Annotated in this window: 24 protein-coding genes; 6 read left to right on the top strand and 18 right to left on the bottom strand. The window is 68.1% G+C overall.

The genetic code is table 11. From position 1 onward, the window contains the following. Positions 1-8: 8 nt before the first annotated feature. The 5 genes from VPH61_RS05065 to VPH61_RS05045 form a co-directional block, all read right to left on the bottom strand. Entirely contained in the window at positions 9-773 is a 765-nt protein-coding gene (locus VPH61_RS05065; protein ID WP_332062408.1) for an ABC transporter permease, read from the bottom strand. Beyond that, positions 770-1,579, bottom strand: a complete 810-nt coding sequence (locus VPH61_RS05060; protein WP_332062407.1) for an ABC transporter ATP-binding protein — start codon at positions 1,577-1,579, stop codon at positions 770-772. Before VPH61_RS05060 ends, VPH61_RS05065 begins: the two co-directional genes overlap by 4 nt. After that, complete coding sequence (locus VPH61_RS05055) at positions 1,576-1,950, bottom strand: DUF1048 domain-containing protein (RefSeq protein ID WP_332062406.1); 375 nt, start codon at positions 1,948-1,950, stop codon at positions 1,576-1,578. The genes VPH61_RS05060 and VPH61_RS05055 overlap by 4 nt, the downstream gene beginning before the upstream one ends. Positions 1,951-1,952: 2 nt before the next feature. Further along, entirely contained in the window at positions 1,953-2,318 is a 366-nt protein-coding gene (locus tag VPH61_RS05050; RefSeq protein WP_332062405.1) for a PadR family transcriptional regulator, read from the bottom strand. Between the two features lie 328 nt (positions 2,319-2,646). Next, entirely contained in the window at positions 2,647-3,018 is a 372-nt protein-coding gene (locus VPH61_RS05045; protein WP_332062404.1) for a hypothetical protein, read from the bottom strand. Positions 3,019-3,202: 184 nt separating this feature from the next. Here VPH61_RS05045 and VPH61_RS05040 point away from each other — a divergent pair, with 184 nt between their 5' ends. Next, complete coding sequence (locus VPH61_RS05040; protein WP_332062403.1) at positions 3,203-4,054, top strand: CPBP family intramembrane glutamic endopeptidase; 852 nt, start codon at positions 3,203-3,205, stop codon at positions 4,052-4,054. A gap of 23 nt (positions 4,055-4,077) precedes the next feature. Here the strand turns inward: VPH61_RS05040 and VPH61_RS05035 are convergent, their stop codons facing one another. Both VPH61_RS05035 and VPH61_RS05030 read right to left on the bottom strand, forming a co-directional pair. Continuing rightward, positions 4,078-4,347 (bottom strand): hypothetical protein, encoded by a 270-nt coding sequence (locus VPH61_RS05035; protein WP_332062402.1) that lies wholly within the window; start codon positions 4,345-4,347, stop codon positions 4,078-4,080. Positions 4,348-4,400: 53 nt separating this feature from the next. Next, positions 4,401-5,027, bottom strand: coding sequence for a TetR/AcrR family transcriptional regulator (locus VPH61_RS05030; RefSeq protein ID WP_332062401.1), 627 nt, complete (start codon positions 5,025-5,027; stop codon positions 4,401-4,403). A gap of 128 nt (positions 5,028-5,155) precedes the next feature. Between VPH61_RS05030 and VPH61_RS05025 the strand changes: the two genes are divergently transcribed. Continuing rightward, on the top strand, positions 5,156-6,601 hold the full coding sequence (locus VPH61_RS05025) for a purine-cytosine permease family protein (protein WP_332062400.1): 1,446 nt from the start codon (positions 5,156-5,158) through the stop codon (positions 6,599-6,601). Continuing rightward, entirely contained in the window at positions 6,598-8,202 is a 1,605-nt protein-coding gene (locus VPH61_RS05020; protein WP_332062399.1) for an amidohydrolase, read from the top strand. Before VPH61_RS05025 ends, VPH61_RS05020 begins: the two co-directional genes overlap by 4 nt. A 6-nt stretch (positions 8,203-8,208) precedes the next feature. Here the strand turns inward: VPH61_RS05020 and VPH61_RS05015 are convergent, their stop codons facing one another. Both VPH61_RS05015 and VPH61_RS05010 read right to left on the bottom strand, forming a co-directional pair. Further along, on the bottom strand, positions 8,209-8,775 hold the full coding sequence (locus VPH61_RS05015) for a dihydrofolate reductase family protein (protein WP_332062398.1): 567 nt from the start codon (positions 8,773-8,775) through the stop codon (positions 8,209-8,211). Positions 8,776-8,901: 126 nt separating this feature from the next. Further along, a complete protein-coding gene (locus VPH61_RS05010) occupies positions 8,902-10,029 on the bottom strand; it encodes a DUF4232 domain-containing protein (RefSeq protein WP_332062397.1) in 1,128 nt (375 codons plus the stop codon). 165 nt (positions 10,030-10,194) lie between these two features. On the opposite strand from VPH61_RS05010, the gene VPH61_RS05005 reads away from it, so the two are divergent. After that, positions 10,195-11,058, top strand: coding sequence for a CPBP family intramembrane glutamic endopeptidase (locus VPH61_RS05005; protein ID WP_332062396.1), 864 nt, complete (start codon positions 10,195-10,197; stop codon positions 11,056-11,058). Here VPH61_RS05005 and VPH61_RS05000 read toward each other — a convergent pair. Then, on the bottom strand, positions 11,055-11,381 hold the full coding sequence (locus VPH61_RS05000; RefSeq protein WP_332062395.1) for an antibiotic biosynthesis monooxygenase family protein: 327 nt from the start codon (positions 11,379-11,381) through the stop codon (positions 11,055-11,057). The genes VPH61_RS05005 and VPH61_RS05000 overlap by 4 nt on opposite strands. 70 nt (positions 11,382-11,451) lie before the next feature. After that, positions 11,452-11,946, bottom strand: a complete 495-nt coding sequence (locus VPH61_RS04995) for an SRPBCC family protein (protein WP_332062394.1) — start codon at positions 11,944-11,946, stop codon at positions 11,452-11,454. Between the two features lie 103 nt (positions 11,947-12,049). Between VPH61_RS04995 and VPH61_RS04990 the strand changes: the two genes are divergently transcribed. After that, positions 12,050-12,523: a winged helix-turn-helix transcriptional regulator gene (locus VPH61_RS04990; RefSeq protein WP_332062393.1), complete on the top strand. Its 474-nt coding sequence runs from the start codon at positions 12,050-12,052 to the stop codon at positions 12,521-12,523. A 527-nt stretch (positions 12,524-13,050) separates the two neighbouring features. Further along, positions 13,051-13,773: a type 1 glutamine amidotransferase domain-containing protein gene (locus tag VPH61_RS04985; protein ID WP_332062392.1), complete on the top strand. Its 723-nt coding sequence runs from the start codon at positions 13,051-13,053 to the stop codon at positions 13,771-13,773. Positions 13,774-13,861: 88 nt separating this feature from the next. On the opposite strand, the gene dnaB is transcribed toward VPH61_RS04985, so the two are convergent. The 7 genes from dnaB to VPH61_RS04950 all read right to left on the bottom strand — a co-directional run bounded on the left by dnaB (position 13,862) and on the right by VPH61_RS04950 (position 20,056). After that, the gene (gene dnaB, locus VPH61_RS04980) at positions 13,862-15,235 is read right to left on the bottom strand and encodes a replicative DNA helicase (RefSeq protein WP_056007924.1); all 1,374 of its coding nucleotides are present in this window, start codon (positions 15,233-15,235) and stop codon (positions 13,862-13,864) included. Between the two features lie 477 nt (positions 15,236-15,712). Then, positions 15,713-16,165 (bottom strand): 50S ribosomal protein L9, encoded by a 453-nt coding sequence (gene rplI / locus VPH61_RS04975; RefSeq protein ID WP_074260448.1) that lies wholly within the window; start codon positions 16,163-16,165, stop codon positions 15,713-15,715. An 11-nt stretch (positions 16,166-16,176) separates the two neighbouring features. Next, on the bottom strand, positions 16,177-16,437 hold the full coding sequence (gene rpsR / locus VPH61_RS04970; RefSeq protein WP_022892391.1) for a 30S ribosomal protein S18: 261 nt from the start codon (positions 16,435-16,437) through the stop codon (positions 16,177-16,179). An 88-nt stretch (positions 16,438-16,525) separates the two neighbouring features. After that, positions 16,526-17,056 carry a single-stranded DNA-binding protein gene (locus tag VPH61_RS04965; protein ID WP_332062391.1) on the bottom strand — a complete coding sequence of 177 codons (531 nt, stop codon included), beginning with the start codon at positions 17,054-17,056 and terminating at the stop codon, positions 16,526-16,528. 5 nt (positions 17,057-17,061) lie between these two features. Continuing rightward, entirely contained in the window at positions 17,062-17,493 is a 432-nt protein-coding gene (rpsF, locus tag VPH61_RS04960; protein ID WP_332062390.1) for a 30S ribosomal protein S6, read from the bottom strand. A gap of 188 nt (positions 17,494-17,681) precedes the next feature. Continuing rightward, positions 17,682-18,494 carry a hypothetical protein gene (locus VPH61_RS04955; RefSeq protein WP_332062389.1) on the bottom strand — a complete coding sequence of 271 codons (813 nt, stop codon included), beginning with the start codon at positions 18,492-18,494 and terminating at the stop codon, positions 17,682-17,684. 119 nt (positions 18,495-18,613) lie between these two features. Next, positions 18,614-20,056: a CCA tRNA nucleotidyltransferase gene (locus VPH61_RS04950; protein WP_332062388.1), complete on the bottom strand. Its 1,443-nt coding sequence runs from the start codon at positions 20,054-20,056 to the stop codon at positions 18,614-18,616. Positions 20,057-20,124: the final 68 nt, after the last annotated feature.

The raw sequence follows: 20,124 nt of genomic DNA, 5'->3' as shown, positions 1-20,124 counted from the left end.
GCTCGGTGTCAGCTCAGCTTGCGACGGTAGATGGCGACCGACCAGGCGTAGGCGACGACGAGGATGCCGACGAGCCAGGCGAGCGCGATCCAGATCTCACTGCCGACGGGCTGCTCCGAGAACAGCGCGCGGATCGTGTTCACGATCGAGGTCACCGGCTGGTTCTCGGCGAACCACGCGACCGGGGCGGGCATCGAATCGGTCGGCACGAACGCCGAGCTGATGAACGGGAGGAAGATCAGCGGGTAGCTGAACGCGCTCGCACCGTCGACGGTCTTCGCCGAGAGCCCGGCGATCACCGCGAGCCAGGTCAGGGCGAGGGTGAACAGCACGAGGATGCCGGCGACTCCGAGCCAGGCACCGACGGATGCCCCGGTGCGGAAGCCCATGATGAACGCCACGCCGATCACGATCCCGACCGAGATCAGGTTCGAGACGAGCGACGTGAGCACATGCGCCCACAGCACGCTCGACCTCGCGATCGGCATCGACTGGAACCGCTCGAAGATGCCGCCCTGCATGTCGAGGAACAGGCGGTACGCGGTGTACGCGATGCCCGAGGCGATCGTGATGAGCAGGATGCCGGGGAGCATGTAGTCGATGTACGACTCGTTCGTTCCCGTGTTGATCGCACCACCGAGCACGTACACGAAGAGCAGCATCAGCGCGATCGGGGTGACCGCGGTGGTGATGATCGTGTCGGGGCTGCGGAGGATGTGCGTGAGCGACCGGCCCGTTAGGACCCGGGTGTCGGCGAGGGCGTGGGTGGTCATGATGCCTCCTTCAGTTCTGTATCGCTGGCTTCGCCGGTCTCGCCGACGAGCGTGAGGAAGACCTCTTCGAGCGTGGGCTGCTTCTCGACGTACTCGACCGTGGCGGCCGGGAGGAGCTGCTTGAGTTCGGCGAGGGTGCCGTTCTGGATGATCGTGCCCTTGTGCAGGATCGCGATGCGGTCGGCGAGCTGCTCGGCCTCGTCGAGGTACTGCGTCGTGAGCAGCACAGTCGTGCCGCTCTTGGCAAGCTGCTTGATCGTCTGCCACACCTCGATGCGCGCCTGCGGGTCGAGGCCCGTGGTCGGCTCGTCGAGGAAGATGATCGGCGGGTTGCCGATCAGGCTCATCGAGATGTCGAGCCGGCGCCGCATGCCGCCCGAGTAGGTGCCGGCCTTGCGGCCACCCGCCTCGGTGAGCGAGAAGCGGGCGAGCAGCTCGTCGGCGATGGCACCCGGGTTCTTCAGGTGACGCAGCTTCGCGATGAGCACGAGGTTCTCACGGCCCGTGAGCACCTCGTCGACCGCGGCGAACTGGCCGGTGAGGCTGATCGAGTTGCGAACGTCGCCCGGGTTGGCGGCGACGTCGAAGCCGTACACGCTGGCGGTGCCGGCGTCGGCCTTCAGGAGCGTCGCCAGGATGCGCACGAGCGTGGTCTTGCCCGCGCCGTTCGAGCCGAGCAGCGCGAAGATGCTGCCGGCCTTCACGTCGAAGTCGACGCCCCGCAGCACGTGCAGGTCTTTGAACGACTTCTCGATACCGCGAACGCGGATGGCCGGTTGCGATGCGGTGTTGCTGGTGGTGTTCATCGTTCGTCCTTTCCTTCGAGGTTCTTGATGGTCTCGGTGAGGCGGTTGCGCTCCTTGTCGATCCAGCGCTTGCCGGCGTACGCCGCGGCGAAGGCCTCGGCGAACTCGACCGGGTCGTCGCCGACGATGTCCTCGACCGGCGTCTGGTCGACGGCGGCGCGCTCCCACAGATCGGCGAAGTCGTTCAGCATCGTGATCATCACGGCGGAGTCTCCGTCGGTGATGCCGCCGTTGTACATGAAGTAACGTTCGAAGGCCTTCGCCGCCGTGCCGTACGGTTCGGGCAGGGCCGCGATGCGGGCCTTGTACTGGCGGTACGCCTTCTTGTCGTCGAGCGATCCGGTGATCAGCTCGTACCACTTGGCAGCCATGGCTACTCTCCTTCTTCGTTCGTGGGTTCGTCGTTCGTTCGTTCGATCCGGTGGTGGAGCTGTTCGATCCGCTCTGCCAGGAAGCTCCACGTCTTCCAGAACTCCTCGAGGTACTCGCCGCCCTGTGCGTTCAGCGTGTAGACCTTGCGCGGCGGCCCCTTCTCCGACGGAACCTTCTCGACGTCGACGAGCCCGCGCTGTTCGATCCTGACCAGCAGGGCGTACACGGTGCCCTCGGCGATGTCGGAGAAGCCCTCGTCGCGGAGTCGAGCCGTGATCTCGTACCCGTATGCCGGGCGCACGGCCAGGATCGCGAGGACGATGCCTTCGAGCGTGCCCTTCAGCATCTCGGTCGTCTGCTTGCCCATGGAACCCCTCCTTCCGTTCAGCTACTCGGTGTTGCTGACTACTGGTACATAGTAATCACAAGTACCAGTAGTTAGCAACACTGAATACCGAACTTCTTCGCGCGCCGTCGGGGTTGCCTGCGAGCGCGCGCCGAAGGATGCCTCACGGCGGGCGTGCCGGGTCGACGGCGACGCCGGCAGAGGCTGGCAGCGAGCGGCGTCGCGGCGTTCCCGTCCGCAGGGCGCCAGATCATCGCGATCGCGACTGCGCGCGCGGCGAACCGTCGTCGAAGGCGCGCCGATCAGCTCCGAGGCGGGCGGTCACGCACCTCGGATGTCGCGGGGCAGGTCAGCGCCCGCGGGTGTACCGTGCCGCGCCGACGATGACGGCCAGCGCCGCACCGAGTGCAGAGACCAGCGGCACCGCGACCACGGCGAGCGCGATCGTGTTGGGGCGGAACCTCAGCCCGTCGGGGCCGCCGATGTACGCCCCGATCGGCACGGAGTAGCCGCCGCCACCGCCGCCGCTTCCCTCGCCGCGTCCGGCCGGGGTCTTCTCGGATGCCGGCATGTCGCCGGAACCCTCGCCTCCGCCGAATCCGAATGCCACGAGGGCCACCGGCACGAGTTCGCGCCCGTCGACCGTGGTCTTCTCGCCGTATGCCACCTTCGCGCCCCACGCGGGCACGGATTCCGCCAGGTTCTCGATGAGCTTCGCCATGGCTCGACCGTACGCGCGATGTCTCCGCGCGGCTAGACCCTGGTCACGTCCGGTGCCAGGTCGCGCCGCGCCATCCGCTGCTCGACGGTTCGTGCGAAACGCACGATGGAAACAGTGCTCGACTACGCTCATGACCGGGAAGCGACTGCTTCTGTGGCTTGAGCTGTGGTTTTCGGAGGAAGCAGTGACCGATCAGTCGACCAACCCGTGGAAGCGGTTCTGGGAGCACGGTGGATTCTGGCGGGCGCTCCTGCTCGCCGCCGTCTACTACGGGCTGTACCAGCTCATGGGGCTCCTCGTGGGCTGGGTCTTCGGCGACACCGGAAGCCCTGCTCGCGGTGAAGCCGGTGGCCCGGCGGACGTGCTCATCGCCACTGCGCTGCCGATCGTGCTCGCCAGCATCCTCCTGGTGGTCTTCGCGCTCTCGCTCGGGTGGCTGAAGGAGCTCTTCGGCCCGCAGCCGGTGCGCGGTCGCGGCTGGATGTGGGTCGCGATCGCCGTGGTGCTCTCCATCAACGTGTCGGCGCTGCTCAGCATCGACTACGACAAGGCGGGCGCCGCGCTCGTCGCCGCCTGGCTGTTCACCGGACTGTTCGTCGGCTTCGCCGAAGAGGTGCTGACGCGCGGCTACGTCGTGAACCTCATGCGCAAGGCCGGGCACGGCGAGATCGCCGTAGCGATGGCCTCGGCCGGCATCTTCGCAGCGCTGCACATCGGCAACGTGTTCACGAGCGACCAAGGTCTTGCGACGACGCTCCAGCAGGTCGTCTACACGTTCTTCTTCGGCTTCTGCATGTATCTCGCACTGCGGGTCACCGGCAACCTGATCTGGCCGATCCTGCTGCACGCGACCACCGACCCGACCCTCTTCCTGCACGGCGGCGACCCGGTCTCGAACGTGTTCGGCCTCTGGGCCGCGTTCAGCACGTACCTCATCGTCGTGGCGGGCGTGGTCCTCCTCATCGTCTTCATCGTCAGCGAGCGCCGTCGCGCGAAGAACGAGGGGCCCGCGCACGCTGCCCTGCACCTGGCCTGACGCGGGGGAACCGCCTGGTTGACCTACCAGACGGTGCCGCCCCCAACCGAGATGCCACCCCAGGTGAGCGCGATGAAGATCGCCGCGAACACGACCGGCGCGATGCCCTTGCCGCTGCGCGCGAGCCCCTTGAGGAGCGCGATCACGGCGAGGATCGCGGCGACGATCGAGAGGGCGCCGCCGAGGATCAGCCCGATGAACAGCGGGATGGGCATGAGCACGAGACCGGCCAGCGCGAACCAGAACGCGGCCCAGGCAGTCGGATTGGAACGGCGTTCGACTGAAGAGGACATGCCTCATTATGTCGTGCCGGCACCCCGTGACGACCGTGGCCGCGCGAACCAGCTCAGTCGCGGGCTGCTGCGAGCGCCCCAGGGGCCAGCCCGAGCGCCCATTCGGCGGTGTCGCTCACGAAGCATCCGTAGGCCTCATGGATGAACCCGCCGATGTCGTTGACGTAGGCTCCGTGGCCGTCGATCGCCACGAGGATGCGCACGCACGCCGCGAGCGGGTCTTCGCAGCGGAAGGTGCCGTCGGCCACGCCGCCCTCGATCATCGCGAGGAGGCTCGCGACGTTGAGCTTCTCCTGCTCGTGCACGGCCTCGGCGAGGGCGGGGATGAACCGTGACAGGTGGCGAGCGTTGAGCCAGAGCTTCGAGATCGGGTCGGATGAGGGCGCTTCCATGTCGCGCACGAACGCGGCGACGCGCGCGAGCGGAGCTCCCTCGACCGGGTTGGCGCCGTCGCGCTCGCTCTCGGCCGCGCGAACGAACGCGGCGATCACGAGGTCTTCGGCCGACGGGTAGTAGTGCGTGATGAGTCCGGGGCGCACGCCGATGCGCTCGGCGACGGCGCGCAGTGTGATGCACTCCAGCCCCTCCGCGAGCGCGATGTCGGCTGCCGCGGCGAGGATCTCGGCGCGGCGCTCATCAGGTTGCTTGCGGACCCGTCGGGCTTCGAGGCTTGACACCATGTCCGACATGTTATTGGATGTGTGACCAATAGCCTATTGATCGTCTGGCCAATAGCGCGCAGACCCGCCCCGAAGCAACGAAGCCCGAAGATGGACGACGACGTCCTGGGCGCCCCGAGAGGAAACCCGTGTCACACGAATCGCAAGCCACGAAGGCTCCGCCATCGTCCGATGAGTTCGCGGATGCCGCGACGCAGCCCGAGACCCGCGGCATCGAGCTGATCGGCGCAGGGGAGCGCCGCGGCCGCGCGCGCGACCTCTTCTTCGTCTGGGCCGCGCCGAGCGTCAGCATCCTGAACTTCACCGTGGGCGCGACGCTCGTTCTGCTGGGCCTCGAGATCTGGCAGGCCGTGCTCGTCGTCATCGCGGGGTCGGCGCTCTGGGTGTTCCCGGGCATCATCGCGATCAGCGGGCCCGCCGCGGGCACCTCGGGATCGGTCATCACGCGCGCCGTCTACGGCATCTTCGGCAACAGGCCGGTGGTCGCCTTCACCGGCTGGCTCATCGGCGCGGTGTTCCTCGCGCTCAACTGGCTGGCCTCGTCGTTCCTCGGCGCCGAGCTCCTGGCCGGAATGGGCCTCACCGACCCGATCATCGTGCCGATCGTCGTCACCCTCGTCATCGCAGGGCTCACGGTGCTCGTCGCCGTCTACGGCCACGCGCTCATCGTGCGCGTCTACTCATGGCTCGCGATCGTGCTCGCCGTCATCTTCGTCACCGTGACGGCCTTCATCCTGCCGCAGGTGGACTGGAGCTACGAGGCGACCGAGCCGCTGTCGGGCATCGGTCTCTGGTCGGCCATCACGATCGGCTTCACGCTCATCGCATCAGGCCCGATCTCCTACATCAACAGCCCCGACATCGCGCGGTACCTGCCGCGCTCGACGAAGCCATCGCACATCATCGCGGCGACCGCGCTCGGCGGCGCCCTGCCCGGCATGGTGTTCACCATCGTCGGCGTGCTGCTGGGCACGGTCGTGATGAACGGAATGGATGCGGGCATCGAGTCCGCCCTGCTCGCGCTCCTGCCGTCCTGGCTCGTGCCCGTCTTCGTGGTCGGGGTCATCGTCAACACCATCGCGCTCAACGGCATGACGACGTACACCTCGAGCATGGCGTTGCAGGCGATCGGCATCCCGCTCCGTCGCATCCCCGCCGCGATCGTGGTCGGCGTGATCGGCACGGGGCTCACGATCTACCTCGTGCTGTCGACGAGCCTCCTCGACGCCGTCAACCTGATGCTGCAGTTCCTCGTGATCGTGTCCGCGCCGACCATGGCGGTGTTCGTCACCGACGTCGTGCTGCGCCGAAACCGCTACGACGGCGTCGAGCTGTTCGACGACGAACGCGGGGCACCCTTCTGGTACACCGGCGGGTGGAGCATCCCCGGTGTCGGGGCAGTGGTCGTCGGCGGCATCGCGGCGGCGCTGTGCCTGTCGACCACGGTGTGGGCCGGCCCGATCTCCGAGGCCCTCGGCTACATCGACCTGTCGGTTCCGGTCGGCATGGTCGTGGCGGCATCCCTCTACGCATTGCTGCTGCGCAGCCCACTCGGAAAGGCGGGTCGGCCATGACCACCCTGTATATGCACGCCCAGGTCTTCACTGCCGACGCGCGTCGCCGGGCTACGGCGATCGTCGTCCGCGACGGCCGCTTCGCCTACGTCGGCGACGACGACACCGCGCGCCGCATCGCCGGAACGGATGCCGTGACGGTCGACCTCGGCGGCGCCACGGTGCTGCCCGGGTTCGTCGACGCGCACGCGCACGTCGTCAGCACCGGGGAGGCGGCCGGCTTCGTCGACCTGTGGGGTGCCGACACGATCGACGAGATCCAGCGCCGCATCCGCGAGTTCGCCGAGGCGCACCCCGCCGCGACGCGCATTCGCGCGCAGGGCTGGCAGCACGCCGCCGTCGGCGGTCGCCCGACTCGCGAACTGCTCGACGCGGTCGTCGCCGACCGGCCCGTGTACGCCGACGCGTACGACCTGCACTCCATCTGGCTCAACACCGCGGCCCTCGCCGAGACGGGCATCGGTGACGACACCGCCGACCCTGCGGGCGGCATGGTGCACCGTGACGCCGATGGGCGCGCCACGGGACTCGTCGACGAGACCGCCATGCACCTGCTGGTGCATCCGGTGCTCGCCGGATTCACGACCGACGACGACCGCGACACGGCGCTGGCCGCAGCACTGCGCGGGTACGCGGCGGCCGGCGTCACGGCGGCGACCGACATGGGCCTCGACGAAGACGACCTCGCCGCGATGGTGCGCGCCGAGGCGGCGGGCGCACTCACCGCGCACATCGCGGGGCACTGGCGCGTGGCACCGATGGGCGACGAGGCGACGAACCTCGGGCAAGTCGCGCGGGCGGTCGAACTCGCCGCTAGCCACTCGTCGGAGTGGCTGCGGGTCGTGGGCATCAAGGTCATGATCGACGGAACGGTCGACGGATGCACCGCGGCCGTCGGTCATCCGTACTCCGACGGCAGCGACCCCGAGCCGGTGTGGAGCCTCGACGAGCTCGCCCCGGTCGTCGCGGCGGCCGACGCCGCCGGCCTGCAGGTCGCGATGCACGCGATCGGCGACGCGGCGGTGCGCATCGCGATCTCAGCCGTCGAACACGCGATCGCCGTGAACGGCCCTCGGCACCGTCGTCACCGTATCGAGCACCTCGAGGTCGTGGATCGCGCCGACATCGACCGCCTGGCCGCGCTCGGCATCACCGCGAGCATGCAGCCAGTGCACGCCGACCCGGCGATTCAGGCCAACTGGCGGGCGGTGCTCGGCGACGCGCGCGTCGATCGCGGCTTCCCGTGGCCCGAGATGACGGATGCCGGCGCGCCGCTCGTGTTCGGCACCGACTCGCCGACGTCGCCGTACGCGCCGCTGCCGAACATGTTCATCGCCGCGACCCGGCGCTCGGCGCTCGACCCCTCGCTGCCGGCCAACATTCCGGCCTATGCGCTGCCGCTCATGACCGCGATCGAGCATGCGACGCGCGACGCCGCATGGGCAAGCCACGCCGATGGATCGTACGGCCGCATCGCGGCGGGCCTCCACGCCGACTTCATCGTGCTCGACCGCGACGTGTTCACGGCCGCGCCCGACGAACTGCTCGAGACGCGAGTGGTGCGCACGGTGGTCGGCGGACGCACGATCCACGAGGCGTAGGTCACGTCAGGCTGCGGCGCCCGCGGGCAGGTACCGCATGGCTACAGCCCCCGACCCGAACTCGTGGCGTTCCACGAGTTCGAGCCGGATGCGCTCGTGCAGACCAGCGAGCAGGGTCGGCCCATGTCCGGCGAGCACCGGCTGCACGACGAACTCGTACTCGTCGATCAGTCCCAGGTCTGCCAGTGCCAGGGGCAGCGTCACGCCACCCACCCACAGGCGCTCACCCGACTGCTTCAGCCGCTGAACCGCCGGTCCCAGATCACCGTGCACGAGCTCGGCGTTCCAATCGACCGCGCTCAGCGTGCTCGACACGACGTACTTCTTCGCCCGGTCGATGGTCTCGGCGAAGGGGATCTCCCACTCGCGCATCCAGTCGGGCCACACGCCCGTGGCCGGCTTCCGCCACGCGGATTCCATCATCTCGTAGGTCACGCGGCCGAACAGCAGGGCGTCGGCCCGCTCCATCTCGGCGGTCCAGTAGCGCATCGACTCCTCGTCGGGCGGGAGCCCCGCCTCGTGATGGCAGCATCCGTCGAGCGTGACGTTGATCGAGTATCGAAGCGGTCTCATCTCGTTGCCCTCCATTGATGTGTCTACCGAAGAACTCTTCACTTCCGCGACCCGTGGCACGAACACGAGTCGCTGCCAACTGTCGTCGTAGATGCGATCCCGGTCAACCGACGATGCTGCCGAAGGTCAGCCCGGGTCAGCGGCGCGCCATGCCGTGACGACGACCTCGCCTCCGATGATGTCGGTCTCGACCTGCATCATCTGCCGGATTCCGCCGTGGTAGGGCGCGAGGTGCAACCAGCCCGCCGGTTCCCGATCGGAGTCGGAGGTCGCCATCGCCCGCCAGGCGATCGTCGCCTTGGCCGTTGCATCGGGGGCCAACTCGATTCGCACTGGGCCGGCGTCATCCGCTCCCATCGCGGAGCCGTGCTCGACCCGCACGTCGAGCGCGGTCGTCACGGGGTCGCTGAATCCCAGGTCGGGGTAACCCTCGAGCACGCACGGTGCCTGGCTGACGTTGGTCGCGGTGACGCTCATGGCGCGACTACCGGCTGCAGAGTCGGGAGCCGAGGCACTGAACTCGAGCTGGTTGTCGGTGCACCACAGCGGGTCGATCTGCCAGTCGCCCGGTGCGACCTCGGGCACGGGCTCGCCCGTCGGAGCCGGCGGCGCGGACTCCTCGGGGATCTCCGCCTGGAGTGCGGCGTGCCAGGCGTCGCGCGAGATCGGCTCGAGCACGGCCGTGGCACCGAGACCCAGCACCGCGATGACGGCAGCCACGACGAGAAGTGAGCGGTGCCGACGCCGGCCAGCGGTGCGTTCGGCGTCGGAGCGTTCGGCGTCGTCCTCCCGTCGATCGACGAGGAGCAGGGCGGTGAGCGCGGGAAGCCAGCCCCATCCGAGACCCCACAGCGCCGCCGCTGCGAGCGGCTCGGGGGAGAGTTGCACGAGCTCTGCGGGTGCGGATGCCGCCGCGATCGCGGCGACACCCATGGGCACCGCGATCGTGATGGTTCCCGCTGCGATCGCGGCGAACCACGCCGCTGCGAAGCCGCGTCTGCCACGGGCCGGACCGAGCAACGTGGTGAAGAAGAGGTACCCACCCGCGAGCGCGACGGAAACCGCTGCGAGAAGTGCGCCCCCCCATGGCCACGGTCCTTCAGCGGCGATCGACATCGTGTCGGGCGCGAGAACGCGCAGGACCGTGCGAAGTCGAGGCTCGGTGCTCATGGACGCGATCCGGGCGAGCGCGTCGCTCGCGATCCAGGCGAGCACAGCAACCACAGCCGGCAGGATGACACGGAGCACACGCATCCCCGCAGCCTAGGACGCGTGAGCCCTCAGTAGGTCGTCGCCGCTCCGACCCGATCTCGCGGTGGGGATGGGAGCGCTCCGGCTCCGGGTAGCTCCGCGGAGCTACCCGGATCGGATACCCGGGGGTGACGACCGGCGAGGGATGACCTCCATAGCGTGTGCGGCATGACCTCACTCCTCTCGAAGCCGGCACGAACCCGTTCTCACTCGGCAGGCCGTACCGCTCTGCTCGTCGCGACGTTCCTCATCGTGATGCTCGTCGTCAACACCGTCGCATCCGCTCTCCCGAACCCGCTCGTCTCGCTCGTCGTCGGGCCTGCGATGGGCGTGCTCGTGTTATGGCTGTATGCCTGGTTCGTCGGGCGCATCGAAGGTCGCTCGGTCGTCGAACTCGACCGCCCACGTGCCACGCGGCTGGCGATCGGCGCGCTGGGCGGGCTCGCCCTCGCCGCGCTCACGATCGGGATCATCGCACTTCTCGGCGGCTATCAGGTCACCGGTATCGGCACGGTCGCCGGGGCGCTCACGGTCGTCGGCATGATGTGCGCGATCGCGGTGACCGAAGAGGTGCTCTTCCGCGGCGTCATCCTTCAGTTGCTCCAGCGCGCGTTCGGCACGTGGATCGCACTCGCCGGCTCCAGTGTGCTCTTCGGGCTCGTGCACCTGCTGAACCCGGGAGCGACGCTGTGGGGCGCCGTGGCCATCGCCGTCGAAGCCGGGCTCATGCTCGGCGCCGCGTTCGTCGCGACGCGATCGCTGTGGTTGCCCATCGGGCTGCACCTCGGCTGGAACATCGCGCTGGTCGCACTCTTCGGCACCATCTCGTCCGGTTCGGATGCGCAGGGTTCGCTGGTCGAGGGCGTGACCCAGGGGCCGATCTGGCTCACTGGCGGCGCATTCGGCCCCGAAGCGAGCCTCGTCGCGGTGCTCGCGTGCTCGGCCGTGACGGCGGTGCTGCTGGTGTGGGCGCACCGCAACGGCCGCATCGTGCCCCGCCCGCGCCGACGCGTTCTGCCGCTGCAGGCCTAACGCGGGCCGTCAGGTCCGTACGAGCGACTGACGGTTGCGACGCGGACCTGGTAGTCCTCGTACCAGACCGCACGGCCGCGTTCTTGGGCGATCACGTGCTCGGTCACCCGTTTCCACGCTGCTGCCGCAGCGTCGCCCTCCCAATAGGAGACCGTGATCCCCAGCCCGTCTCGTGCGGCCTCGATCCCGAGGAATCCTGGCTGCTGAGCGGCGAGGTCGACCATCCGCTGGGACATCACGCCATAGCCGTTCTCGCCGGCAGTGCGAAGCGACGTGAAGATCACAGCGGTATACGGCGGTTCAGGCGTCTGCGCGATCGACATGATCACATCCTGACATCCTCGAGACGTGTGGATTCCGCGGGCGCGTGACGCCTGCCCAGGGGGGCTGGGTTCACACGTAGATCGCGACGAGCTTGTCGAGGGACTCCTCGAGGCCCTTCTTCGAGAGCGCGAGCTGCTCGGGGTCGATGTAGCCGAGTTCGGTGACGGTGAGTCGCGTCGTGTCGTCGCCGATGGACTCGAACGTGATGACGTGCCGCACGTCGCGCGGGATGCCCGCGGCCCCGATGGTCGCGGGGTCGATCGTGGCGCCGTGCTCGTCGGCGATGTTGTGGATGAACTCGAGGCGGTGCGGTGCCTCGACGAGCGTGTATGCCCAGGTGCTGTACAGCGCCGGGAAGCCCCAGTCGGGGGCGCTCATGCACACGAGGGACGTGCCGCCGACGCGCACGTCGAGCTCGGCGACCGTGCAGGTGAAGCCGTTCGGGCCCCACCAGCGAAGCACGCGGTCGGGTTCGGTCCACGACTTCCAGGCCGCCTCGATGGGGGCGGGGATGTCTCGGCTCACGACGAGATCGCGCGTCTCGTGCCGGGTCGTGTCGTTCATCGTGGCTCCTCCGCTGCAGGCCGCCGCCGCGGCATCCGTTTCACTTCGATGATCGAAGCGTAAGTCACTATGATGATCAAAGTCAATGCCGTAGACTCGCCGCATGAAGCGAGCAGAAGGGCGGTCGACCTGCCCCACCAACTTCACCGTGGAGACCTTCGGCGACAGCTGGTCGCTGCTGATCATGCGCGACCTGCTCACCCTCGGCAAGCACACTTTCGGGGAGTTCCTTCGGTCTGAGGAGCGCATCGGTCCGAGCGTGCTCGCCGACCGCCTCGCCCGACTCGAGCGCAGCGGAATCATTGTGCGCACCCCGAGCGAGACGGATGCCCGCAAGGTCACCTACTCGGCGACAGAGCGCGGCGTCGCGGCGATCCCGCTCTTGTACGAGGCGGCGCGATGGGGCATGGGCGGCGTTCCCATCGAGGAGGATGATCCGTGGGAGGCGGTCATGGGGATGGACCGCCACGACGTGCTCGACGCGTGGCAGCAGGCCGTGCGCGAGGGCGGTTCGCTCTTCGGAGGCACAGAGAGCGCGTTCGCGCGGCTGAGCGCCAGGGCGCGCGCGGTCGTGTGACGGCGACGCGTCGCGGCGGAGCGCCAGCGACGCCGAATCCACGGCGCTTGTCGAGTTCTGAACGCGCCGAATTCCACGCAAGATGGCCAGTTCCCGCCCGGGATGGCGCATCCACCGACCGGTGGATGCGCGAATCGGTCGGCTGGTGCTGCCGACGAGCGCGCGAACGCGGCAGGGTCGGTGCATGGACACAAGAGCGCCCGCAACGGGCAGAACGAGCGGAGTGAGCACGGATGCCGCGGTCCAGGCATCGCACGAACTGGTCACGGGTCATGAGCACGGGTGGATCGTCGAGTCGGCGCATTCCACATCAGAGGGTCGAATTGTCTACGTGCGATGCGCCGAGTGCGACGTCAGACGGATCGACGTGCAGCAGTACCCGGACGCTCCACCCACGGTGCTCAGCGTTGAGTTGCGTCAGCCTCCCGGTCGGTGACCCGGCATACGTCGCCCAGTGTCAGCTACGATCTCGAACACCTTCACGATCTCCAAGCGCAGGATCGTCCTGCAGGTGCAGGATCGTCGGAATGGAGGCGGCGATGCCGCGTGTGCTCCTCGTCGTGACGTCGCATGCCCAGCTCGGCTCGTCGACGATCCCAACGGGCGTCGGGTTGCAGACGTTCGCGGCACCCTATTACGTGCTCACTGAGGCCGGGGTGCAGGTCACGGTCGCGTCGGTCGCGGGCGGCGAGCCACCCACCGACCCGTTGAGTTTCGGAGAAGGCGTCGAGACGGCCGCATTGCAACGCCTGATCGCCGACGACGTGGCGCTGGCGGCGTTCCAGGATTCGCGTCCGTTGTCGACAATCGACTCCGACGTCGTCGATGGACTGTTCTTCGCCGGGGGTCACGGCGGCATGTGGGATCTTCCCGCCGATCCGGCGGTGGCGAGACTCGTCGCCGGAACACTGGATGCGGGCAAGCCTGTTGCAGCAGTCTGTCACGGCGTCGCCGCCCTCTGCGGACGGCACCCCGACACCGGCCGCTCATTCGTCGAAGGCAAGAACGTGACAGGCCTGACCACTCGGGAGGAGACCGAGCTCGAGCGCCAGGAGCTCGTGCCCTTCCTCTTGCAAGAACGGCTTGTCGAGCTCGGTGCGCAGTTCACGGAAGCACCGATGTTCACGTCCCATGTCGTGATCGACGGTCCACTGATCACCGGGCAGAACATGCGCTCCGCCGATCAGGCCTCACGTCTGCTTCTCGCCGAGCTCGCAGCTCGTCGAGCGGCGGAAAGACCGACTCGTTAACGAGGCGATTCCACGCCGATTGGCGGATCCGCCATTTGCATGACACGTACCGTTCCGCCATCTTCCCGCGGAACCTACAGCTGTGCCGCTACCCCTGCACCATGTCCGCGAAGCGCGAGAAGTGGCCGTGGAACGCCACCGTGATCGTGCGGGTGGGGCCGTTGCGGTGCTTGGCCACGATGAGGTCGGCCTCGCCCGCGCGGGGGCTGTCGCGCTCGTAGGCGCTCTCGCGGTGCAGCAGGATCACCATGTCGGCGTCCTGCTCGATCGAGCCCGACTCGCGCAGGTCGCTGATGGCGGGCATCTTGTCGGCGCGCTGCTCGGGGCCACGGTTCAGCTGCGAGAGGGCGATGACCGGCACCTGCAGTTCTTTCGCGAGCAGCTTGAGCGCACGCGAGAACTCCGAGACCTCTTGCTGGCGGCTCTCGACGCGCTTGCCGCTCGTCATGAGCTGGAGGTAGTCGATGACCACCATCTTCAGCCCGACCTTCTGCTTGAGACGCCGGCACTTCGCGCGGATCTCGACGAGGGTCATGTTGGGGGAGTCATCGATGTAGAGCGGCGCATCGTTGATGCGCCCGCGGGTCGCGGCGATGGTCGTCCAGTCGCGTGAGTCGACGGTGCCCTTTCGCATCATCTGCAGGGGCACGGATGCCTCGGCGCTCAGCAAGCGCATCGCGATCTCGCTCTTGCCCATCTCGAGTGAGAAGAAGACCGAGGGCTGGCCGTTCGTGATCGATGCGGCGCGTGCGAAGTCGAGCGCGAGGGTCGACTTTCCCATGGCGGGTCGCGCGGCGACGATGATCATCTGGCCGGGGTGGAAGCCGTTCGTCAGGTCGTCGAGGTCGGCGAAGCCGGTCGGCACGCCCGTGAACTTGCCGTCGGTGTGCTTGGCCGCCTCGATCTCGTCGATCGCGACGGTGACCGCCTCGGAGAGCGGCACGTAGTCTTCGGTCTCGACGGAGCCGGTCACCGCGTAGATCTCGGCCTGGGCGTTGTTGACGAGGTCGGTGACCTCGCCCTCGCCCTGGTAACCCATCTGCACGATGCGGGTGCCGGCCTCGACGAGGCGGCGCAGCATCGCGCGCTCGGCGACGATCGAGGAGTAGAAGCCGGCGTTTGCGGCGGTCGGCACGATGCTCGTGAGCGTGTGCAGGTACTCGACGCCGCCGGCGCGCTGCAGATCGCCGGTCTTCGTCAGCTCGTCGGTAACGGCGATGACATCGGTGGGCTCGCCGTGCGAGTAGAGGGTGAGGATCGCGTTGAAGACGACCTCGTGCTTCGGCACGTAGAAGTCGACGCCGCGCACGGTTTCGATGACGTCGGCGACGGCGTCTTTCGAGAGCATCATGCCGCCGAGTGCACTCTGCTCGGCGAGGAGGTCGTGCGGCGGAACGCGTTCGCCCCGTCGGGCGTCACCGTCGTCGACCGGTTCAGCGAGCCCGATGTGCGCGATCGACAACTTGATGACCTCCGGTTCGGGCTCCGACGGGCGAGCGACCCGCGCCCATGACCCAGTGTCTCGGGTGCCGCCGACATGGCTGACGAACCGGGAGTTCACGAGGGGTGGAAGGGACGCTGCTTCACGATAGGGAAGCCGGTGTGCACAGCACAACCCAGCCTGTGGATAACTCTGGGGACAAACTGGGCGAAACGCCGTGGAATGTGTGCACTACGCCTGTGGATAACTGTGGAAACTCGGTGAATTACACCGGTTGAATTCAGTCATGATCAGGCAATTCATCTATTCACACCTGTGGGGGAAAACTTCTTTTGAAGTCCCCTGATCCTGTGAGTCGACCTGTGTACAACCATCTCAGGAAACACCGATGTCGACTTGCGCGCGGCACCGCCGCGGGTGTACGCGAAACGCCGCGTGAACGCGAAAACGGCGGCCCGGGCCGAGGCCCGAACCGCCGTTTCCGTGCGTTGCTGCGAACTACTTCGCGGCGACCACCTGGAGGGTGATCGTCGCCGAGAGCTCGTCGTGCAGGCGAACCGTCGCCTCGTGGTCGCCGACCGCCTTGATGGGGGTCGTGATCTCGATCTTGCGCTTGTCGAGCTCGCCGAGTCCGGCGGTCGCGACGGCAGCCGCGACATCCGAGGTCTTGACGGAGCCGAAGAGGCGCCCGCCGGTGCCGGCCTTGACGGCCAGCTTGACCTTCGTCGACTCGAGCTTGGCCTTGACGGCCTGCGCGTCTTCGAGCGAGTGCAGGGCGCGAGCGGCGCGAGCCGCCTTGATCTGCTCGACCTGCTTCTCGCCACCGCGCGACCACGCCACAGCGAAGCCCTGGGGAACGAGGTAGTTGCGAGCGTAACCGCTCTTGACCTCGACGACGTCGCCGGCCGTGCCGAGGCCGGTGACCTCGTGCGTGAGAATTACCTTAGCCATTGTCGTGCTCCTTAGCGGCCAGAGCCCGAGTAGGGCAGGAGGGCCATCTCGCGTGCGTTCTTGACGGCACGGGCGATCAGGCGCTGCTCCTGCACGGAGACACCGGTGATACGGCGGGCGCGGATCTTTCCACGCTCGGAGATGAACTTGCGGAGGGTCGCGACGTCCTTGTAGTCGATGACACCGACCTTGATGGACTTCGCCGGGGCGGCGTTCTTCGCGCCCTTCCCGCGGGTCGGCTTGCGGCGATCGCCGCTCGACTTTCCAGCCATTGTCTTTCCTGTCTATTGAAAACGATTCGAGCGAGCGGATGCCTGCGGCATCCGTTCACCGGCCGCTGCGCTACGAAAGCGCCTGGGCCTAGAAGGGGGTCTCGTCGCCGTAGCTCGTACCGGGGGTGTTCCAGACGTCTCCGCCGCTGCCGCCACCTTGAGGGGCTGCTGCTGCGGGTGCGCTGGGTGCCCACGGCTCGTCGGCACCGGCGCCGCCCCCGAAGGAGCCGCCCCCGCCGCCGACACCACGGTTGGACTGAGCGCGGGTCACGGACGCGGTGGCGTAGCGCAGGCTCGGGCCGATTTCATCGACCTCGAGCTCGATGGTGGTGCGCTTCTCGCCTTCCTTCGTCTCGTAGGAACGCTGCTTGAGACGCCCGGAAGCGATGACCCGGGATCCCTTGGTGAGTGAACCGGCCACGTGCTCGGCGAATTCACGCCAGACGCTCGCGCGCAGGAACAGCGCTTCGCCGTCCTTCCACTCGTTCGCCTGACGGTCGAACGTACGAGGAGTGGAAGCGATGGTGAAGTTGGCAACCGCGAGGCCGTTCTGCGTGTAACGCAGCTCGGGATCTGCAGTGAGGTTGCCCACCACGGTGATGATGGTCTCGCCGGCCATGAGGACTAGTCGTCCTTCTTGGCCGCGGCGGGAGCTGCGGCGACCGCGGCAGCAGGAGCTGCAGCCTTGGCGCCGGCCTTCGCCTGAGCGGCGGCCTTCTTCGCGGCCTTCGCCTCCTGGGCCTTCGCGTGAGCGGCGACCTGTGCGATCGCTTCTTCGGCGCGGAGGACCTTGGTGCGCATGACTGCTTCGCTGAGGTTCAGCTGGCGGTCGAGCTCATCGGTGGTCTTGGACTCGGCGGTGAAGTCGACGACGGCGTAGATGCCCTCGTTCTTCTTGTTGATCTCGTACGCCAGACGACGACGTCCCCAGATGTCGACCTTGTCGACCGTGCCGCCATCGTTTCGGATGACGTTGAGGAACTTGTCAAGGCTGGGAGCAACGGTGCGCTCATCGATCTCGGGATCGAGGATAACCATCAGCTCGTATTGGTGCATGACTAACCCACCTCCTTCGGACTCAAACGGCTACAGGATCTCTGCAGCAGGAGGGTTGTGCATACGTCACGCCATGGAGGCCGCACAATCGCGGCACACGGGCAACCTAGACAGCATAGCGGATGCCCCGCACCCGCGCCATTCGGCCGCGCGCGCCGGCCCGAGCATTCGCTCGGGCCTCTCAGGTCTCAGGCCTCGGGCGCCTTCTCACCGGCGGAGACCGGCCACCACGGGGCATCCGCACCGAATCGAACGACCGCGAGCCCGCTCTTCGAGCCCGGCTTCACGAAGACGGCCTCGAGGCAGGCACCCGGCTGCGGGACGCCCGGCGCGGCAGTGGCCTGCGCCGTCAGCACCAGCTCGGTGCCGGCCGGGATCGTCGCCGTCGCCGACGCGGCGACGGTCGTGATGTCGATCGCGGTGTTCTTCGGCGTCGCGGCCTTCTTCTGGTTCACGACGCGTACGTTGACGCCGGTGACATCGAGCACGAGCTCTGGCGCACGCGACGACGGATCGAACCGCGACAGTCGAACGGTGTCGGCGATCGAGCGGACGTAGGCGATGACGCCGCCCACGAGCACGAGGCCGCCCGCGACGCCCCAGAACCAGCCCCAGAAGTCGATGGGCTCGGGCGCATCGAACGAGACCCGATCGGTGCTCGTGTTGAGGTACACCGTGACGTCTCCGAGCTGCTCGTCGTCAGTCGCGAGCGTCTCGCGGTACTGCGTGCCGGCGTACTCGAACTCGACCACGAGAGCGCGGACGTTCTCCATGTGTCGGTTCCGGCGCGACCCCTGCGTCTGCAGGATCGTCGTCTCCTCGACCGCGGAGGCCGTGACCTGTTCGGTGCGCTCGGTCGCCTGAGCGACGACCGGGCCGACGAAGACGAGCGACCAGAAGCCGACGCCGATCGCCAGCACGATGCCCCAGAGCACGTGGAAGCGAACGCGCGATCTCGTGAAGGTCGTCAGGTGGGCGCGGTCGATGGTCGTCGCAGTCATGCGTGTGTTCCCCCGGAAGTCGGCGATTGAAGTCCGCGCCGATGCTACCCGGCTCATCGGTCCGCTCCGCGCAGCTGTGCACAGGGCCAGGGCGGTGGCGCGGCGTCCACGTCCGCGCTTCAGGCGTCGGACGTGGCTTCGCGCGACGCCCACCAGGCGAGCAGGCGCTCGGTCGCGGCATCCGGGCCGATGGGGCCCTCGTCGAGCCGCACCTCGAGCAGGTACCGGTAGGCCTCGCCGACGACGGGGCCCGGCGCGATGCCGAGCAGGCGCATGATGTCGGCGCCGTCGAGCTCGGGCCGCACGGCGGCGAGCTCCTCCTCTTCGGTGAGCACGGCGATGCGCTCCTCGAGGTCGTCGTAGGCGAACGCGAGCTGGTCGGCCTTGCGACGATTGCGGGTCGTCACGTCGGCACGCGCGAGGATGTGCAGGCGCTCGAGCTGGTCGCCCGCATCGCGTACGTAACGGCGCACGGCCGAGTCGCTCCACGCGCCATCCGTGTACCCGAAGAAGCGCAGGTGCAGCTCGATGAGCCGCGAGACGGCCGCGATGGTGTCGTTGTCAAAGCGCAGCGCGCGCAGCCGCTTGCGCGCGAGCTTTGCTCCGACGACGTCGTGGTGATGGAAGCTGACCGCCCCGCCCGGCTCGAACCGCCGGGTCGCGGGCTTGCCGATGTCGTGCAGCAGCGCGGCGAGACGCAGGATGAGGTCGGGGGAGTCGAGCACGCCGCGCTCGATCTCGTAGTCGATCGCCTGGTCGAGCACGGTGAGGCTGTGCTCGTAGACGTCTTTATGGCGGTGGTGCTCGTCGCGTTCGAGCGAGAGGGCCGGCAGTTCGGGCAGCACGCGTTCGGCGAGCCCCGATTCGACGAGCAGTCGGATGCCGCTGCGCGGAGCCCTCGACAGGAGCAGCTTCGTCAGCTCGTCGCGCACGCGCTCGGCCGAGATGCGGTCGATCTCGGCGGCGAGGTCGGTCATGGCCTGCTCCGTCGCGGGTTCGACGGCGAACCCGAGCTGGGCCGAGAAGCGTGCGGCACGGAGCATCCGCAGCGGGTCGTCGCCGAACGACTGCTCGGGAGCCGCCGGGGTGCGCAGTGTCTTGGCGACGAGATCTTCGACGCCGCCCGACGGGTCGACGAGCTCGAGCTTCGGCAGGCGCAGCGCGAGGGCGTTGACCGTGAAGTCGCGGCGCGTGAGGTCGTCGTCGAGGCTCGAACCGAAGACGACCTCGGGCTTCCGTGAGGCGCCGTCGTAGGCGTCGGCGCGGTAGGTCGTGATCTCGACGGTCTCGCCGGCGATCTTCGCGCCGATCGTGCCGAACGCGCGGCCGATGTCCCAGTGGGCCTCGGCGATGGGCTTGACGATCGAGAGGATCTCGTCGGGCGTGGCATCCGTCGTGAAGTCGAGGTCGTTGACGGGCCGGCCGAGGAAGGCGTCGCGCACCGGGCCGCCGACGAGGGCGAGCTCGTGGCCGGCCGCCTCGAATGCCGCTGCAAGTCGCGAAACGGTCGGCGAAGCCGCCAGCTCGCCCAGCCGGTCGAGGGCCGTCGCGACACTCTGCATGCCACCATGTTAAACGCCCGGCGCCGGATGCCGCGGTCCGCACGGAACCCGAAGCGCCTGTGGATGCC

It is taken from the genome of Agromyces sp. CCNWLW203, from assembly GCF_036576125.1.
Lineage (GTDB): Bacteria > Actinomycetota > Actinomycetes > Actinomycetales > Microbacteriaceae > Agromyces.
Note: the sequence above shows the minus strand (reverse complement) of the source record. Positions and strands in the feature narration are given on the sequence as shown.

Bases quoted from the DNA above. Each gene is read 5' to 3' on its own strand.
- VPH61_RS05065 (WP_332062408.1), bottom strand. From the start codon at position 773: ATGACCACCCACGCCCTCGCCGACACCCGGGTCCTAACGGGCCGGTCG.
- VPH61_RS05060 (WP_332062407.1), bottom strand. From the start codon at position 1,579: ATGAACACCACCAGCAACACCGCATCGCAACCGGCCATCCGCGTTCGC.
- VPH61_RS05055 (WP_332062406.1), bottom strand. From the start codon at position 1,950: ATGGCTGCCAAGTGGTACGAGCTGATCACCGGATCGCTCGACGACAAG.
- VPH61_RS05050 (WP_332062405.1), bottom strand. From the start codon at position 2,318: ATGGGCAAGCAGACGACCGAGATGCTGAAGGGCACGCTCGAAGGCATC.
- VPH61_RS05045 (WP_332062404.1), bottom strand. From the start codon at position 3,018: ATGGCGAAGCTCATCGAGAACCTGGCGGAATCCGTGCCCGCGTGGGGC.
- VPH61_RS05035 (WP_332062402.1), bottom strand. From the start codon at position 4,347: ATGTCCTCTTCAGTCGAACGCCGTTCCAATCCGACTGCCTGGGCCGCG.
- VPH61_RS05030 (WP_332062401.1), bottom strand. From the start codon at position 5,027: ATGGTGTCAAGCCTCGAAGCCCGACGGGTCCGCAAGCAACCTGATGAG.
- VPH61_RS05020 (WP_332062399.1), top strand. From the start codon at position 6,598: ATGACCACCCTGTATATGCACGCCCAGGTCTTCACTGCCGACGCGCGT.
- VPH61_RS05015 (WP_332062398.1), bottom strand. From the start codon at position 8,775: ATGAGACCGCTTCGATACTCGATCAACGTCACGCTCGACGGATGCTGC.
- VPH61_RS05010 (WP_332062397.1), bottom strand. From the start codon at position 10,029: ATGCGTGTGCTCCGTGTCATCCTGCCGGCTGTGGTTGCTGTGCTCGCC.
- VPH61_RS05005 (WP_332062396.1), top strand. From the start codon at position 10,195: ATGACCTCACTCCTCTCGAAGCCGGCACGAACCCGTTCTCACTCGGCA.
- VPH61_RS05000 (WP_332062395.1), bottom strand. From the start codon at position 11,381: ATGTCGATCGCGCAGACGCCTGAACCGCCGTATACCGCTGTGATCTTC.
- VPH61_RS04995 (WP_332062394.1), bottom strand. From the start codon at position 11,946: ATGAACGACACGACCCGGCACGAGACGCGCGATCTCGTCGTGAGCCGA.
- VPH61_RS04990 (WP_332062393.1), top strand. From the start codon at position 12,050: ATGAAGCGAGCAGAAGGGCGGTCGACCTGCCCCACCAACTTCACCGTG.
- VPH61_RS04985 (WP_332062392.1), top strand. From the start codon at position 13,051: ATGGAGGCGGCGATGCCGCGTGTGCTCCTCGTCGTGACGTCGCATGCC.
- rplI (WP_074260448.1), bottom strand. From the start codon at position 16,165: ATGGCTAAGGTAATTCTCACGCACGAGGTCACCGGCCTCGGCACGGCC.
- rpsR (WP_022892391.1), bottom strand. From the start codon at position 16,437: ATGGCTGGAAAGTCGAGCGGCGATCGCCGCAAGCCGACCCGCGGGAAG.
- VPH61_RS04965 (WP_332062391.1), bottom strand. From the start codon at position 17,056: ATGGCCGGCGAGACCATCATCACCGTGGTGGGCAACCTCACTGCAGAT.
- rpsF (WP_332062390.1), bottom strand. From the start codon at position 17,493: ATGCACCAATACGAGCTGATGGTTATCCTCGATCCCGAGATCGATGAG.
- VPH61_RS04955 (WP_332062389.1), bottom strand. From the start codon at position 18,494: ATGACTGCGACGACCATCGACCGCGCCCACCTGACGACCTTCACGAGA.
- VPH61_RS04950 (WP_332062388.1), bottom strand. From the start codon at position 20,056: ATGCAGAGTGTCGCGACGGCCCTCGACCGGCTGGGCGAGCTGGCGGCT.